The organism is Agrococcus beijingensis (genome assembly GCF_030758955.1).
Lineage (GTDB): Bacteria > Actinomycetota > Actinomycetes > Actinomycetales > Microbacteriaceae > Agrococcus > Agrococcus beijingensis.
The window spans coordinates 57,403-71,736 of sequence record NZ_CP132360.1; the positions used below are offsets into that span (position 1 = coordinate 57,403).

Annotated in this window: 12 protein-coding genes; 4 read left to right on the forward strand and 8 right to left on the reverse strand. The window is 73.0% G+C overall.

Going from position 1 to position 14,334, the window contains the following annotated elements; genetic code table 11:
- The first annotated feature begins 18 nt into the window (after positions 1 to 18).
- Positions 19 to 1,674 carry a phosphoenolpyruvate--protein phosphotransferase gene (gene ptsP, locus Q9250_RS00300; RefSeq protein WP_306232581.1) on the forward strand — a complete coding sequence of 552 codons (1,656 nt, stop codon included), beginning with the start codon at positions 19 to 21 and terminating at the stop codon, positions 1,672 to 1,674.
- A gap of 48 nt (positions 1,675 to 1,722) precedes the next feature.
- Here ptsP and Q9250_RS00305 read toward each other — a convergent pair whose 3' ends face one another.
- The 8 genes from Q9250_RS00305 to Q9250_RS00340 form a co-directional block, all read right to left on the reverse strand.
- The gene (locus Q9250_RS00305; RefSeq protein ID WP_306232582.1) at positions 1,723 to 3,342 is read right to left on the reverse strand and encodes a GTPase family protein; all 1,620 of its coding nucleotides are present in this window, start codon (positions 3,340 to 3,342) and stop codon (positions 1,723 to 1,725) included.
- Positions 3,339 to 5,261, reverse strand: coding sequence for a dynamin family protein (locus tag Q9250_RS00310; RefSeq protein WP_306232583.1), 1,923 nt, complete (start codon positions 5,259 to 5,261; stop codon positions 3,339 to 3,341). Before Q9250_RS00310 ends, Q9250_RS00305 begins: the two co-directional genes overlap by 4 nt.
- A 4-nt stretch (positions 5,262 to 5,265) precedes the next feature.
- Entirely contained in the window at positions 5,266 to 6,108 is an 843-nt protein-coding gene (locus Q9250_RS00315) for a tryptophan-rich sensory protein (protein ID WP_306232584.1), read from the reverse strand.
- Between the two features lie 117 nt (positions 6,109 to 6,225).
- The gene (locus Q9250_RS00320) at positions 6,226 to 7,152 is read right to left on the reverse strand and encodes a succinate dehydrogenase iron-sulfur subunit (RefSeq protein WP_306232585.1); all 927 of its coding nucleotides are present in this window, start codon (positions 7,150 to 7,152) and stop codon (positions 6,226 to 6,228) included.
- Complete coding sequence (sdhA, locus tag Q9250_RS00325; RefSeq protein WP_306232586.1) at positions 7,152 to 8,939, reverse strand: succinate dehydrogenase flavoprotein subunit; 1,788 nt, start codon at positions 8,937 to 8,939, stop codon at positions 7,152 to 7,154. Before sdhA ends, Q9250_RS00320 begins: the two co-directional genes overlap by 1 nt.
- Positions 8,940 to 8,964: 25 nt before the next feature.
- Positions 8,965 to 9,423 (reverse strand): succinate dehydrogenase, hydrophobic membrane anchor protein, encoded by a 459-nt coding sequence (gene sdhD, locus Q9250_RS00330; RefSeq protein WP_306232587.1) that lies wholly within the window; start codon positions 9,421 to 9,423, stop codon positions 8,965 to 8,967.
- A complete protein-coding gene (sdhC, locus tag Q9250_RS00335) occupies positions 9,423 to 9,860 on the reverse strand; it encodes a succinate dehydrogenase, cytochrome b556 subunit (RefSeq protein WP_306232588.1) in 438 nt (145 codons plus the stop codon). Before sdhC ends, sdhD begins: the two co-directional genes overlap by 1 nt.
- A 155-nt stretch (positions 9,861 to 10,015) precedes the next feature.
- On the reverse strand, positions 10,016 to 11,167 hold the full coding sequence (locus Q9250_RS00340; protein ID WP_306232589.1) for a glycosyltransferase family 4 protein: 1,152 nt from the start codon (positions 11,165 to 11,167) through the stop codon (positions 10,016 to 10,018).
- Between the two features lie 186 nt (positions 11,168 to 11,353).
- Between Q9250_RS00340 and Q9250_RS00345 the strand changes: the two genes are divergently transcribed.
- The 3 genes from Q9250_RS00345 to Q9250_RS00355 all read left to right on the forward strand — a co-directional run bounded on the left by Q9250_RS00345 (position 11,354) and on the right by Q9250_RS00355 (position 14,303).
- Positions 11,354 to 12,472 (forward strand): mannose-1-phosphate guanylyltransferase, encoded by a 1,119-nt coding sequence (locus Q9250_RS00345; RefSeq protein ID WP_306232590.1) that lies wholly within the window; start codon positions 11,354 to 11,356, stop codon positions 12,470 to 12,472.
- Positions 12,473 to 12,636: 164 nt separating this feature from the next.
- Positions 12,637 to 12,990, forward strand: a complete 354-nt coding sequence (locus Q9250_RS00350; protein WP_306232591.1) for a GIY-YIG nuclease family protein — start codon at positions 12,637 to 12,639, stop codon at positions 12,988 to 12,990.
- Positions 12,991 to 13,238: 248 nt separating this feature from the next.
- The gene (locus tag Q9250_RS00355) at positions 13,239 to 14,303 is read left to right on the forward strand and encodes a BMP family lipoprotein (RefSeq protein ID WP_306233871.1); all 1,065 of its coding nucleotides are present in this window, start codon (positions 13,239 to 13,241) and stop codon (positions 14,301 to 14,303) included.
- Positions 14,304 to 14,334: the final 31 nt, after the last annotated feature.

Below are 14,334 nucleotides of genomic sequence, written 5' to 3' on the forward strand. Positions count from 1 at the left end.
CCAGCGTAGTGTTGCCGCATGAGTGCGCTCTCGGGAGTCGGAGTCGGTCGCGGCATCGCAGCGGCGAAGGTCCTGAAGATGCCGGAGCCGCTCGCCCCGCCCGGCGACGAGCCGCTCGCGGCCGATGCCGACGCCGAGCTGGGGCGCGTGCGCGCGGCGCTCGCCGAGGTCGCCGACGAGCTGACCGCCCGCGCGGTCGCCGCGGGCGGCGACGCGCAGCAGGTGCTCGAGGCGGCAGCGCTGATGGCGCAGGACCCGGCGATCCTCGACGACGTGCAGGCGCGGCTCGCCGCGGGCACGAACGCCGAGCGGGCGACGTGGGATGCGTACGCCGGGTTCCGCGATCTGCTAGCCCAGATGGGCGGATACATGGCGGAGCGCGCCACCGACCTCGACGACGTCGCCCAGCGCGTCGTGGCCCGACTGCGCGGCGTGGCAGCCCCTGGCGTGCCGCAGAGCGACCAGCCGTTCATCCTCGTCGCGCGCGACCTCGCGCCGGCCGACACCGCCACGCTCGACCTCGAGAAGACGCTCGCGCTCGTGACGCAGGACGGCGGCCCGACCTCGCACACCGCGATCCTCGCCCGCTCGAAGTCGCTGCCGGCCGTCGTCGGGGTCGTGGGGCTGCTGGCGGCGGTCGCCGACGGGCAGCGCGCGATCGTGGACGCGAAGGCCGGCACCGTCGTGCTCGACCCGGACGACGCATCCGTCGCCGCCGCCGAGGCCGAGCGTGCCTCGCGCACGACGGCCGCCTCGGCGCCGATCACCGAGGGGGCGCTGGCCGACGGCACGAAGGTGCCGCTGATGGCCAACGTCGGCTCGCCCGAGGACGCGCCGGCCGCGATCGCCCTCGGGGCGGAGGGCGTCGGCCTGTTCCGCACCGAGTTCCTCTTCCTCGGAGCCTCCTCGGCGCCGACCGTCGAGGCGCAGACCGAGGCCTACACCGAGCTGCTGCAGGGCTTCGCCGGCAAGAAGGTCGTCGCGCGCGTGCTCGACGCGGGCGCCGACAAGCCGCTGGCGTTCCTGAACGACGCGCACGAGGAGAACCCGGCGCTGGGCCTGCGCGGCATCCGCGCGCTGCGGGCGACCGAGCAGATCCTGCGCGACCAGCTGACGGCGCTCGCGAACGCGCAGCGCGCCACCGGCGCCGAGCTGCACGTGATGGCGCCGATGATCGCCGACCACGAGGAGACCGCCTACTTCGTGGCGCTCGGCCGCGAGCTGGGGCTGACGCATGTGGGCGCGATGGCCGAGGTGCCGTCGATCGCCGTGCTCGCCGATCAGGTGCTCGAGGCCGCCGACTTCGTCTCGATCGGCACGAACGACCTGACGCAGTACACGCTCGCCGCAGACCGTCAGCTCGGCTCGGTCGCGGGCTTCCAGGATCCGTGGCACCCGGCCGTGCTGCGCCTGATCAAGCTGCTCGGCGACGCCGGCGCGGCGGCCGGCAAGCCCGTGGGTGTGTGCGGCGAGGCGGCGGCGGATCCGGCGCTCGCGGTGGTGCTCGTGGGCCTCGGCGCGACGAGCCTGTCGATGAGCGCGTCGGCGCTCGCCGACGTGCGCGCCGAGCTGCTGACGGTCACGCTCGACGAGGCACGGGCACGGGCAGCGCGTGCGCTGACCGCGAAGTCGGCGGCCGAGGCGCGGCAGCTCGCGAGCCACCCCGCGGGGTGAGTCGCCGCGCGGGTTGACCCGCCGCGCGGTGTTGCGTCGCCCCGCGCGTCAGCGCTTGCGGCCCGCCGCGCGCGCGACGGCCACGGCGAACTCGCGCGCCCGCTCGCGCTCGCCCTCGATCGGCAGCACGACGTGCGTCCGCGCGACCCTGCCGACCTCCTTGCGCAGCCGGCGCCGCGCCCGCGCCCGCCGCGCCGAGCCCACCGCGCCGCCGACGATCGCGCCGAGCAGCCCGAGCACGATGCCCAGCAGCACGCCGCCGAGCAGCCCCACGAGCGGCACCGGCCAGCCGTCGAGCCACGTCGCCGTGCCCTCCACCTGCGGGATGGCGGGCGCCACCATGCCCCACAGCGGCAGCACGAGCGGCAGCAGCAGCCAGATGCCGCAGATGACCGCCACGATCAGCGCGAGCCACTGCAGCGCCGCGAGCAGCGGCCACCACCACGAGCCGCGCGCGCCCAGATCGGTGCGGGAGACCGCCCGGTCGAGCTCCGACGGCAACGACTCCAACGCATCCGCCGCATGCTCGTGGATCGCCGCCGACCAGCCCTCGCCGAGGCCGGCCGCGGCCGATTCGGCGTAGGCGCGCACCGCCATGCCCGCCTGCGCGCGCTGCGCCGCGCTCATCGGCGGCATGCTGCTGCGATGCACCTCGGCGTCGCGGCTGCGGTCGCGGCCGTAGGCGAGGTGCAGCCGGCGCAGCGGATCGGGCGCGAGCCGCAGCAGCCAGGCCGTCAGCGGCCATCCGGTCACCTGGCCCGCGCGCTTGCGGTACGAGCTCGCGACGGCCTGCGCCACCGCGTCGACGTTCGCTGCGGCGGCGAGGCCCCGATCGAGCGCCTGCACGTCGGTGCCGCGCACCTTGCCGGGCACGCCCGCGGCCTCGAGCCTGCCGGCGACCCCGTGGATGTCGGCGGCGAGCCGCTGCGACGCGGCCTTCCGCTCGCCCGCGAACCGCGCGATCACGCCACGCAGGTCGTCGATGCCCGCACCGGTCGTCGCCGATACGGGCAGCACGAGCACGTCGTCGAGCCCGTCGCGCCGCAGCAGCGCGCGCAGCGAGCCGACCACCGCGCCGACCTCGCCGGCGGGCAGCCGGTCGACCTGGTTGAGCACCGCGGCGGTCACCGCGGCGTGCGTCGCGAGCGGCGCGATGAAGTCGCGGTGGATCACCGCGTCGGCGTACTTCTGCGGGTCGACGACCCACACGAGCACGTCGACCTGCCCCGCCAGCCGCTCGGCGATCACGCGGTGCTCGAGCGCCACCGAGTCGAAGTCGGGCAGGTCGAGCACGATGAGCGACAGCTCCTGGCCGGCCACGAACGGCCGATCCATGATGCGGCGGTCGCTCACCTGCAGCCAGTCGAGCAGGGCGGATGCGCCCCTCGCGTTCCAGACGGCGGCGAGCGGCTCGGAGGTGGTGGGCCTGCGCACGTGCGTGCGCGCGACCGCCTCACCGGCGAGCGCGTTGATGAGCGACGACTTGCCCGAGCCCGTCGCGCCGAAGAAGCCGACCACGGTGTGCTCGGAGGAGAGCGCCCGGCGCTCGCCGGCGCTCGCCGCGATGCGCCGCACCGCCTCGAGCTCGGCCGCCGGCACCCGGCCCGCGCCGAGCTCGGCGGCCTCGGAGAGCGCACCGAGCATCGCGTCGACCGTCTGCTCGCTCACCGCGCCGCCTCGGGGCGCTCGTCCGAGGCGGGTGCCTCGGGGCGCCTGTCGGAGGCGCCCGGCTCGAGCTCGCGCACCTCGTCCGACTCGCCGTCCAGCGGCGCCTCGATGTCGTCGGCGAGCACCTCGGCCTCGACCATGTCGCTCGGCAGCATCGCCCGCGAGCGCTCGGGCGGCGCCTGCCCGAGCGACCGCATCGCGATCTCGAGGTCCGTCGCCGCGTCCCGCAGCGCATCCGCCGCCGTGCCCTGCTCGACCGGCTCGAGCAGCGCATCCCAGCGGCCGGCCTCGTCGGCGAGCATCGCGCGCACCCGCGCCGCGAGGTCGTCGCGGGCCTGCGCGGCCAGGCGACGCACCGCATCCTCGCCGAAGATCGTCTCGAGCAGCTTCTGCCCGACGACCGCCGAGCCGCCGGCGATCGCCAGCTCGGCGCCGGTGAGCCCGCCGGTCGCGCCGAACACCACGACCATCAGCGCCACCGTGATGACGTTGAGCCCCAGCGACATGACGCGGGCCTTCGTGCGCTTGCCCGCGGCCTGGTCGGTGATGAGCTGCATGAGCGCCTGCTGCCAGTCGCGCACCAGCTTGGCCGAGCGCTCCGACAGGTCTGGGGAGGGATGCGCGAGGTCGACGCCGCTCGTCAGCTGCCGGCCGACGGCGGTCTGCCGCACCCGAGTCCAGGCGTCCGAGGCAGCCCGGCCCGCCTCGTCGGCCATCACCGCGTGCAGCCCGCTCTCGATCTCGTGCTCCACCTCGATGGCGGGCGCCGGCCGCCCCTGGAACCAGGCGACCACCTGGTCGCGGGTGCGGGAGTACCAGGACTCGACCGTGCGGAAGACGTCGGAGGTGCCCACGAAGTCCTGCCAGCGTGAGAGCACCTCGCCGCGCAGCAGCACGCCGTCGCGCGTCGCGTCGCCGATGCGCTCGGCCGCGTCGTCGTGCGCCTGCTGCACCGTCTCGCGCAGGTCGGCGACCACGACCACCTGCTCGTGCCGCGCATCCGCCACCGCCCGTGCGGTGACGCCGAGCCGCTCGACCGTGCCCGCGAGCGTGCGGCCGGCGATGCGCGCGCGCTCGGCGCGGTCGCCGGCGATGCCCTGCAGCCAGTCGCGGATCTGGCTGACGGATGCGTCGGGCAGCATCCCGCGCTCGTCCAGTGCCGACTCGGTCACCACGAACACCGGCGCCGAGCCGAGGCCCCGGAGCCCGAGCATCTGGCGCAGGTCGGCCTCGACCTCGGCCTCGGCGCCCGGAGGCACGCGGTTCAGCACCACGCCGACGGTGATGTCGCGGGCGGCGGCGTCGTCGAGCAGCTTCCACGGCACGGCGTCGGCGTAGCGGTTGGCGGTGGTGGCGAACAGCCACAGGTCGGCGGCGGCGAGCAGCTGCGCGGCCAGCTGCCGGTTCTCGTCGGCGATCGAATCGATGTCGGGGGCGTCGAGCAGCGCCAGGTCGCGCGGCATGCGCTCGTCGGCGACCAGCACGACCGAGCCGATGAGCGCCGCGTCGGGCTCCTCGCCCGCCCGGCTCGCCGGGGCGTCGCGCACGACGCCGTGGATCCGTGCCATGCCCGGCAGGATGCGGGTGGAGCCGAACCAGCCCGCGTCGGCGGGGGAGTGGAGCAGGATGGGCTGCCGCGTCGTCGGGCGGATCACGCCCGTGCGGGTGACCGGGTGGCCGACCAAGGCGTTGACGAGCGTCGACTTGCCGGCGCCGGTCGAGCCGCCGACCACTGCCAGCAGCGGGGCGTCGAGGTGGGTGAGCCGAGGCTGGATGTAGTCGTCGATCTGGCGCACGGCGGCCTTGCGGGCGTCGCGCGCGGCATCGGCGCCGGCGACCGACAGCGGCAGCGAGACGCCGTCGAGCGCGGAGCGCAGGGCGTCGAGCCGGTCGAGAGCGGCGATGGTCGCGTCGGTCACGCCGTCAGTCTGCCCCACCCGCCCTGGCTGCGGCCGGGTGCTCGGCCGCCTGCCGTGCCGCGTTGGTCGGCGCGCGGCGCACTCGGGCGATCACGGTCGCCGCGCCGATCACGACGCAGACGACCGCCGCGGCGATCGCGACCGCGTCGGAGGCGGGCTCGTCGGTCGCGCGGCCGACCCCGATCCAGGCGACGCCCCACAGCATCGCGAGCGCCGGCGCGATGCGACCCTGCCCGCGCCAGGCGATGAGCACGCCGATCGCGGCGACGATCGCCAGCACCGCGATCGCGGGCAGCTCCCACGCGGCCGGGCGCACCCCGGCATCGGCGAGCCCCGCGGCGACGTTCGCGACGGTCGCCACCGACACCCAGCCGAGGTAGAGCCCGAAGGTGCCGTCGACCACCGCGGTCTCGACCAGCGAGCTCGCCGGGATGCGGCGCAGCTGCTCGAAGATCGCCGCCAGCACCCCGAGCAGCAGCACGATCACGACCACCGTCACCGGCAGCAGCCCCGCCTGCGCGCACAGGATCCACGCGGCGTTCAGCACCAGCGACGCGACCGCCAGCCAGCCGATCGCGCGCTGCCGCGGGTCGTGCCGCTGCTTCGGCAGCACCTGCCACACCGCATAGACCGCCAGCCCGAGGTAGATGAGCGACCAGATCGAGAAGGCCGTGCGCGCGGGCGCCAGGGGCGTCGCGGTCGCCGACAGCGCGCCGCTCGACGACGCCTGCACCTCCATGCCGCCGAAGAGCCCCGAGCCGAGCGCTGCTGCGGCGAGCGTCACGGGCAGGGCCACGAGCACGACCCAGGGGCGGATGCGGTCGGTGGCGTTCGGCGCGGCGTCCATGGCGGGGACGATACCTCGCCTGGCTACACATCGGCCGACCGTCCCGGGCACGAGCGAGCGCGCACGCAGCGAGGGCCGGCATCCGCGTGGATGCCGGCCCTCGAGAGCGGGGTGAGGCTAGAGCTTCACGCCCGAGATCATCGCCTGCTTGACCTCTGCGATCGCCTTGGTGACCTGGATGCCGCGCGGGCACGCATCCGTGCAGTTGAAGGTCGTGCGGCAGCGCCACACGCCCTCCTGGTCGTTCAGGATGTCGAGGCGCACCTGGCTCGCCTCGTCGCGCGAGTCGAAGATGAAGCGGTGCGCGTTGACGATCGCGGCCGGGCCGAAGTACTGGCCGTCGGTCCAGAACACCGGGCACGAGGTCGTGCACGCGGCGCAGAGGATGCACTTCGTGGTGTCGTCGAAGCGCTCGCGCTGGGCGATCGTCTGGTGGCGCTCCTTCTCGGGCTTGCCGGTGGCCTGCAGGAAGGGCTGGATCTCGCGGAAGGAGTCGAAGAACGGCTCCATGTTCACGATCAGGTCCTTCTCGAGCGGCAGGCCCTTGATGGCCTCGACGTAGATGGGCTTCGAGATGTCGAAGTCCTTCACGAGCGCCTTGCAGGCGAGGCGGTTCTTGCCGTTGATGCGCATCGCGTCGGAGCCGCAGACGCCGTGCGCGCACGAGCGGCGGAAGGCCAGCGACGGGTCGATGTCCCACTTGATGCGGTGGAGGGCGTCGAGGATGCGCTCGGTCGCGAACATCTGCACGTCGTAGTCGACCCAGCGGGGCTCGTCGTCGACCTCGGGGTCGTAGCGGCGCACGATGACGGTGACGTTGAAGCTCTTGGGCTCCTCGATCGCCTCGGTCGGCTCGACGTCGGCGACGGCGGCCCCGGGCTGCGCGGGCTCGTCGCGGGGCGCGGGAGAGCCGGTCGCCGAGACCGCCTGCCCGTCGGCGGTCGTCGCGTCGACGGCGGCCTGCGCCTGCGCGGTGGGATCGCCAGTCTCCGAGGCACCCTCGGTCCCGACGCTGTGCTCGTTCTTCTGCTCGCTGGCGCTCATCAGTACTTCCGCTCCGTCGGCTGGTAGTGGGTCACGCGCACCGGCTTCCAGTCGAGCCGGATGCCCTGGGGCGCTCCGGTCTCGGCGGAGGTTCGGTACGCCATCGTGTGCTGCATGTAGTTCACGTCGTCGCGCGTGGGGTAGTCGTCGCGCATGTGGGCGCCGCGCGACTCCTTGCGGTTGATCGCCGAGACGACCACGATCTCCGCCAGGTCGAGCAGGAAGCCCAGCTCGACGGCCTCGAGCAGGTCGGTGTTGAAGCGACGGCCGCGGTCGTGGATGCGCACGTTCGGGTAGCGCACGCGCAGGGCGGCGATGTCGGTGAGCGCCTGCTGCAGCGTCTCGTCGGTGCGGAACACCTGGGCGTTCCGGTCCATCGTCTCCTGCAGCGCCTTGCGGATCTCGGAGACCGACTCGGTGCCGTCCGACTCGCGCAGCTGGGCGAGCAGCTTGACGACGCCGTCGGCGGCGTCGGCGGGCAGGTCGACGAAGTCGGCGGTCTGCGCGTACGCGACCGCGTTGTTGCCGGCGCGCTTGCCGAACACGTTGATGTCGAGCAGCGAGTTCGTGCCCAGGCGGTTCGCGCCGTGCACCGAGACGCAGGCGCACTCGCCGGCGGCGTAGAGGCCCGGGATGACCGTCTCGTTGTCGGCCAGCACCTCGGCGTCGTTGTTCGTCGGGATGCCGCCCATCGCGTAGTGCGCGGTGGGGTAGACGGGCACGCGCTCGGTGACCGGGTCGACGCCCAGGTAGGTGCGGGCGAACTCGGTGATGTCGGGCAGCTTCGTCTCGAGCACCTCGGCGCCCAGGTGGGTGCAGTCGAGGTAGACGTAGTCCTTGTGCGGGCCGGCGCCGCGGCCGTCGAGCACCTCCTGCACCATCGAGCGGGCGACGATGTCGCGCGGTGCGAGGTCCTTGATGGTGGGCGCGTAGCGCTCCATGAAGCGCTCGCCGGAGGCGTTGCGCAGGATCGCGCCCTCGCCGCGGGCGCCCTCGGTGAGGAGGATGCCCAGGCCCGCGAGGCCCGTCGGGTGGAACTGGTAGAACTCCATGTCCTCGAGCGGCAGGCCCTTGCGCCAGATGATGCCGACGCCGTCGCCCGTGAGGGTGTGGGCGTTCGAGGTGGTCTTGTAGATCTTGCCGAAGCCGCCGGTCGCGAAGACGACCGACTTGCCCTGGAAGACGTGGATCTCGCCGGTGGCGAGCTCGTAGGCGACGATGCCCGAGGGGCGCTGCACGCCGTCGACCTCGGTCATGATCAGGTCGAGCGCGTAGAACTCGTTGAAGAACTCCACGCCGTGCTTGACGCAGTTCTGGTAGAGCGTCTGCAGGATCATGTGACCGGTGCGGTCGGCCGCGTAGCAGGCGCGGCGCACGGGCGCCTTGCCGTGGTCGCGGGTGTGGCCGCCGAAGCGGCGCTGGTCGATCTTGCCGTCGGCCGTGCGGTTGAACGGCAGGCCCATGTTCTCGAGGTCGTAGACGGCGTCGATGGCCTCGCGCGTCAGGATCTCGGCGGAGTCCTGGTCGGTCAGGTAGTCACCGCCCTTGACGGTGTCGTACGTGTGCCACTCGTTGCTGTCCTCCTCGACGTTCGCGAGGGCAGCAGCCATGCCGCCCTGCGCCGCACCCGTGTGGGAGCGCGTCGGGTAGAGCTTGGTGATGACGGCGGTCGAGGCCTTGGGGGCAGCCTCGATCGCGGCGCGCATGCCGGCGCCGCCGGCACCGACGATGACGACATCGTGCTGGTGGTAGTGGATGCCGTCGGTGACGGAACTCTGATCAGCCATGTACCTGGGGATCTCCGAATCGTGCTTAGAGCTCTGCGCAGAACGACGGCAGCAGCGAGGGGTCCGCGCCGGGAGGGCACGGGTCGAACGTGAAGGTGATGAGGGTGCCGAGGATGATCAGCACGGCGGCGGCGACGGCGATCGCGCCGATCGCGACCTGGCGGATGCGCGGCTTGTGCACGTAGTCGTTGACGATCGTGCGCATGCCGTTCGAGCCGTGCAGCAGCGCGAGCCACAGCATCAGCACATCCCACCACTGCCAGAACGGGTCGGCGAGCTTGCCGCCGACGAAGCCGAAGTCGACCGCCTTGATGCCGCCGGGCGTCCAGATCAGGTTGTAGGCGAGGTGGCCGAAGATGAGCACGATCAGCACCACGCCGGAGGCGCGCATGAAGATCCAGCCGGCCTTCTCGAGGTTCGGCCCGCGGCGGCCCTTCGAGCGCGCCGGGTACGCGTAGTTCGGGTTCTCGATCGTGGTGGTCATCATTCGCCTCCCTCGATCGGCGCGAAGACGTTCATCAGGTGGTTCGGCACGAAGTAGGCCATCAGCACCACGACCAGGCCCATCACGATCCAGAAGAGCGTGCGCTGGTGCTTCGTCGCCCACGGCCACACGTCGACCAGGATGATGCGCAGGCCGTTCATGGCATGCAGCACGACGGCGCCGACCAGCACGACCTCGCCCAGACCCATGACCGGGTTCTTGTACGTCGCCATGACGGCGTTGTACGCCTCGGGGCTCACGCGGATGAGTGCCGTGTCGAGCACGTGCACCAGGAGGAAGAAGTAGATCGCCACACCGGTGATGCGGTGGAGCACCCACGACCACATGCCCTCGTTGCCGCGATACAGCGTGCCGCTGAACGTGGTCCTCCGAGGCTTGGGGTCGGGGAGGGTGAGGCTGCTCGATGTCTCAGACACGCGCGTTCCCTCCGTAGATTGACCGGGCAAGGTTCGACCATCCTATGCCTCTGGCGAACGTCCGCGGCGCCCGCTGCGGGACCCCGGACCGGGACGGCCCGGGGAGCTGGCGTCGCGGCGGAGACCCGAAAGGGTCTCCGCTCCAGCTCCAGCGCTCAGGCCTCGACGAGCCCGTCCACGCCGCGCAGCGCGCGGTGCGCCGCCGCCTGGTAGTGGTCGAGCAGCTGGTCGGAGACCGCCGCCCACGACCGGCCGAGCACGCGTCGTCGACCGGCCTCGCCCATCCGCGCCCTGAGGGCACGATCGGCGGCGACCCGCTCGACCGCCTGGCGAAGATCGGATGCGTCGTCGGGCTCGAACAGGAACCCGGTCGTGCCGTGGTCCACCAGATCGATCGGTCCGCCGGCGCGGGGCGCCACGACGGGCAGGCCGCTCGCGGCGGCCTCCTGCAGCGTCTGGCCGAAGGTCTCCTCGGCGCCGGTGTGCACGAAGAGGTCCATGGCGGCGTAGGCGGCGCGCAGCGACGCGCCGTGCAGCTGACCGAGGAAGACGGGCTTGAGCGCCGCGAGCTGCCTGCGCGTCTCGTCCATGCCCGGCCCGTCGCCGACGATGACCAGGCGGATGCCGGGCATGCCTTCGAGGGCGCGGAACCGGTCGAGGCCCTTCTCGGGCGCGACGCGGCCGACGTAGCCGACGATCACCTCGCCGTTCGGGGCCAGCCGTCGGCGCAGGTGCGCGGCGGCCGGTCCCTGTCGGTTGTCGGGGTGGAAGCCGTCGAGGTCGACGCCCCGCACCCACTGGTGCACGCGCTTGACACCCGCCTCGTCGAGGTCGGCGATCGCCGCGCTCGACGGCGCGAGCGTGCGGTCGGCGGCGTTGTGGATGCGGCGGATCACCTGCCAGGCGAAGGCCGCGCCGGCACCCAGCCTGTTGCGGCGCGCGAAGCCGGCCACGTCGGTCTGGTAGATCGCCACGCTCGGCAGCCCGATGCGGGCGGCCTCGGCGATCGCCTGCCCGCCGAGCATGAACGGGCTGGCGGCGTGCAGCACGTCGGGCTGGAAGCGAGCGAGCAGCGAGGCGACCTGCGGGCTCGGCAGGCCCACGGGGAACTCGCGGTACGCGATCGACGGCACCTCGTGCACGGGCACGCCGCGGTAGTGCACCGGGGCGCCGCAGCGCGGCGTGATGACGATCGCCTCGCGGCCCGAGTCGACCAGGTGGTCGAGCACCCGGCAGACCGAGGTGGTCACGCCGTTCACGGTCGGGAGGAAGCTCTCGGTCACGATGGCAACTCGCTCGATGCGCACGCGTTCACCGTACGACTCGGCGCTGACCGCGCAAGGGAGGGAGCGGTGAACGGGCGGTGAACGTCTCGTGGGCGTTGCCTGACAGGCGGATGCGTCGTCGCGGTCGGTCGCGCCGGGCCAGGCGCGCTGACGGCTCGCGCCGCTGCCCGCGGCGAGCGGCTCCGCCGGAGGGCGATGGCTAGGCTCATGGCCGTGACCGAGCTCGACGACTTCTTCTGCATCATCCCGGCCGGCGGCGTGGGCTCGCGGCTCTGGCCGCTCTCTCGCGCTGACGCGCCGAAGTTCCTGCACGACCTCACCGGCAGCGGCAAGACCCTGCTGCGCGCCACCTACGACCGGCTGCTGCCGGTCGCCGGCGCGGGCCGCATCATGGTGGTCACCGGTCGCGCGCACCGGGCAGCGGTCGAGGGGCAGATCCCCGAGCTCGACGACGCGAGCATCGTGCTCGAGGCCGACCCGCGCGACTCGACGGTCGCGATCGCGCTGGCGGCGGCGATCCTGCAGCGCCGCTCGCCCGACGCGATCATCGGCTCGTTCGCCGCCGACCACGTGATCGACGACGAGCGCGCGTTCCGCCGCGCGGTCGCGGAGGGCGTCGCGGCGGCGCGCGCCGGCCGGATCGCCACGATCGGCATCACGCCCACCGAGCCGGCCGTCGGCTTCGGCTACATCCACGCCGGCGAGCTCGCGGGCATCGAGGGCGCACCGAGCGCCGCGGTCGTGCAGGAGTTCGTCGAGAAGCCGTCGGCGGCTGTCGCGAAGCGCTACCTCGAGACCGGCGACTACCTCTGGAACGCAGGCATGTTCATCGCCCGCGCCGACGTGCTGCTCGAGGAGCTCGCGCTCGAGGAGCCCGCCCTGGCCGAGCAGATCCAGCAGCTGGCCGAGGTGTGGGACGAGCCCGCGCGCCGCGGCCCCGCCGTCGACCGCATCTGGCCGGAGCTGAAGAAGATCGCGATCGACTACTCGATCGCCGAGCCGGCGGCGGCGCGCGGGCGCCTCGTGGTCGTGCCCGGCGACTTCGACTGGGACGACGTGGGCGACTTCCACGCCGTCGCGCGGCTGCACAACAACGGCCGTCGCGGTCGGCTCGCGATCCTCGGCGCCGTGGGCACCGTGCTCGCCGACTCGGCGAGCGGCATCGTCGTGTCGCAGTCGAAGCGCATCATCTCGGTGGTCGGCATCCAGGACGTCGTGATCGTCGACACCCCGGATGCGCTGCTGGTCACCACCACCGACAACGCGCAGCGCGTCAAGCAGGTCGTCGACGCGGTGCGCCGCTCGGGCAACACCGACGCCCTCTGACCTCCTCGCACACGGGCGGCGGCAGCTGGTGCGCCCGGCAGCTCCTGACCCGTTGATCGAGTAGCTGCCGGGCGCAGCCCGGCCGCGTATCGAGATCGCCGCTCTCTCCACAGGCACGGCCGGCATCCGTCATTCCGCGCGGCGCCACCCCGCATGCTGGTCGCGTGCCCTGGGTCTACCTCCTCCGCTGCGCCGACGGCTCGACCTACGCAGGCAGCACGTGGGACATGGAGCGGCGCCTCGACCAGCACCAGCGCGGCGAGGGCGCGGCGTACACGCGTCGGCGTCGACCCGTCGAGCTCGTGTTCGCACACTACGACGACTCGATCGCGGCGGTGTTCGCACTGGAGAAGCAGATACAGGGGTGGAGCCGCGCAAAGCGCGAGGCGCTGATCCGTGGTGACTTCGAGGCGATCTCGGATGCTGCGAGGAAGCGCCGCTGGACTGACCACGCCGATCGGCGCACTGCAGAGCGCGAGGCGCGGCAGCGGGGTGGCGGGGAGTCGTCGGCGGAGTGATCTCGTCTCGATACGCGCGGCGCCTTCGGCGCCGAGCTACTCGACGAGCGGGTGGGGGTCGAGCTACTCGACGAGCGGGTGGGGGTCGAGCTGCTCGACGAGCGGGTGGGTGTCGAGCTGCTCGACGAGCGGGCGGGATCGAGCTGCTCGATGGACGGGCAGGGGCGGGCCGCTCCGGCTCGCGCTCCGAGGCGCACGCGATGGCGGTTACCATTGCGCCACTGCCCGAAGGAGTCGCCTTGTCCCGCATGCTCGCCGTCCCCGCGCTCGCCGCGCTGCTGCTGCTCGCCGGCTGCGCCGCGCCGCCTCCCGCTGCCACCGACGAGTCGGGCGGCACCGCCGCGCCCGAGCAGTCGCTCGAGTGCGCGCAGATGGTCACCAACTCCGGCGGCCTCAACGACCGCTCCTTCAACGAGACCAGCTGGGCGGGCATGGAGCGCGCCGAGGCCGAGCTGGGCGTCGAGGCCAACGTGCTCGTCTCCACCACCGAGAGCGACCTCGCACCCAACGTGCAGGCCGCCGTCGAGACCGGCTGCGGCTTCGTGCTCACCGTCGGCTTCGAGCTCGCCGCCGCGACAGGCGAGCAGGCCGCAGCGAACCCCGACGTGCAGTTCGCCATCGTCGACGAGATCGTCGAGGGCCCGAACGTGCGCTCGATCGTGTTCGACACCGCACAGGCGGCCTACCTCGCGGGCTACGCCGCCGCATCCGTCAGCCAGACGGGCATCGTCGCCACCTTCGGCGGCGGCAACCAGCCGCCCGTCACCCTCTTCATGGACGGCTTCGCCGCCGGCATCGACGCCTACAACGCCGCCAAGGGCACGCAGGTGCGCCTGCTCGGCTGGGACCCGGCCACGCAGGACGGCACGTTCACCGGCGACTTCGAGAACGTCAGCCTCGGTCAGACCCAGACGCAGGCGTTCATCGCGCAGGGCGCCGACGTGATCCTCCCCGTCGCGGGCCAGGTCGGCGAGGGCGCCTTCCGCGCCTCGCTCGACGCCGGCGGCACCGCGCTCGTGCTCTGGGTCGACAACGACGGCTACGACACCCTGCCCGAGGAGTTCCGCCCGCTGCTGCTCACGAGCATCCTCAAGAACACCGAGGATGCGGTGGTCCAGGCGGTCTCGGACGCCGCCGACGGCGCCCTCTCGGCCGAGTCGATCGTCGGCACCCTCGAGAACGGCGGCGTCGACATCGCACCGTTCCACGACCTCGACGCTCGCGTGAGCGCGGAGACGAAGTCCGAGCTGGATGCCCTGCGCGAGCAGATCATCGCGGGGGAGATCACCGTGGAGTCGCCCTCCGGGCCCTGACCGGGCGTTTCCGAGGCTCGGCTGAGGCTAT

What these genes read in the sequence shown, in the direction of transcription:
- ptsP (WP_306232581.1), top strand. Translation starts at nt 19, where the DNA reads ATGAGTGCGCTCTCGGGAGTCGGAGTCGGTCGCGGCATCGCAGCGGCG.
- sdhA (WP_306232586.1), bottom strand. Translation starts at nt 8,939, where the DNA reads ATGGCTGATCAGAGTTCCGTCACCGACGGCATCCACTACCACCAGCAC.
- sdhD (WP_306232587.1), bottom strand. Translation starts at nt 9,423, where the DNA reads ATGACCACCACGATCGAGAACCCGAACTACGCGTACCCGGCGCGCTCG.
- Q9250_RS00320 (WP_306232585.1), bottom strand. Translation starts at nt 7,152, where the DNA reads ATGAGCGCCAGCGAGCAGAAGAACGAGCACAGCGTCGGGACCGAGGGT.
- Q9250_RS00355 (WP_306233871.1), top strand. Translation starts at nt 13,239, where the DNA reads ATGCTCGCCGTCCCCGCGCTCGCCGCGCTGCTGCTGCTCGCCGGCTGC.
- Q9250_RS00345 (WP_306232590.1), top strand. Translation starts at nt 11,354, where the DNA reads ATGGCCGTGACCGAGCTCGACGACTTCTTCTGCATCATCCCGGCCGGC.
- Q9250_RS00315 (WP_306232584.1), bottom strand. Translation starts at nt 6,108, where the DNA reads ATGGACGCCGCGCCGAACGCCACCGACCGCATCCGCCCCTGGGTCGTG.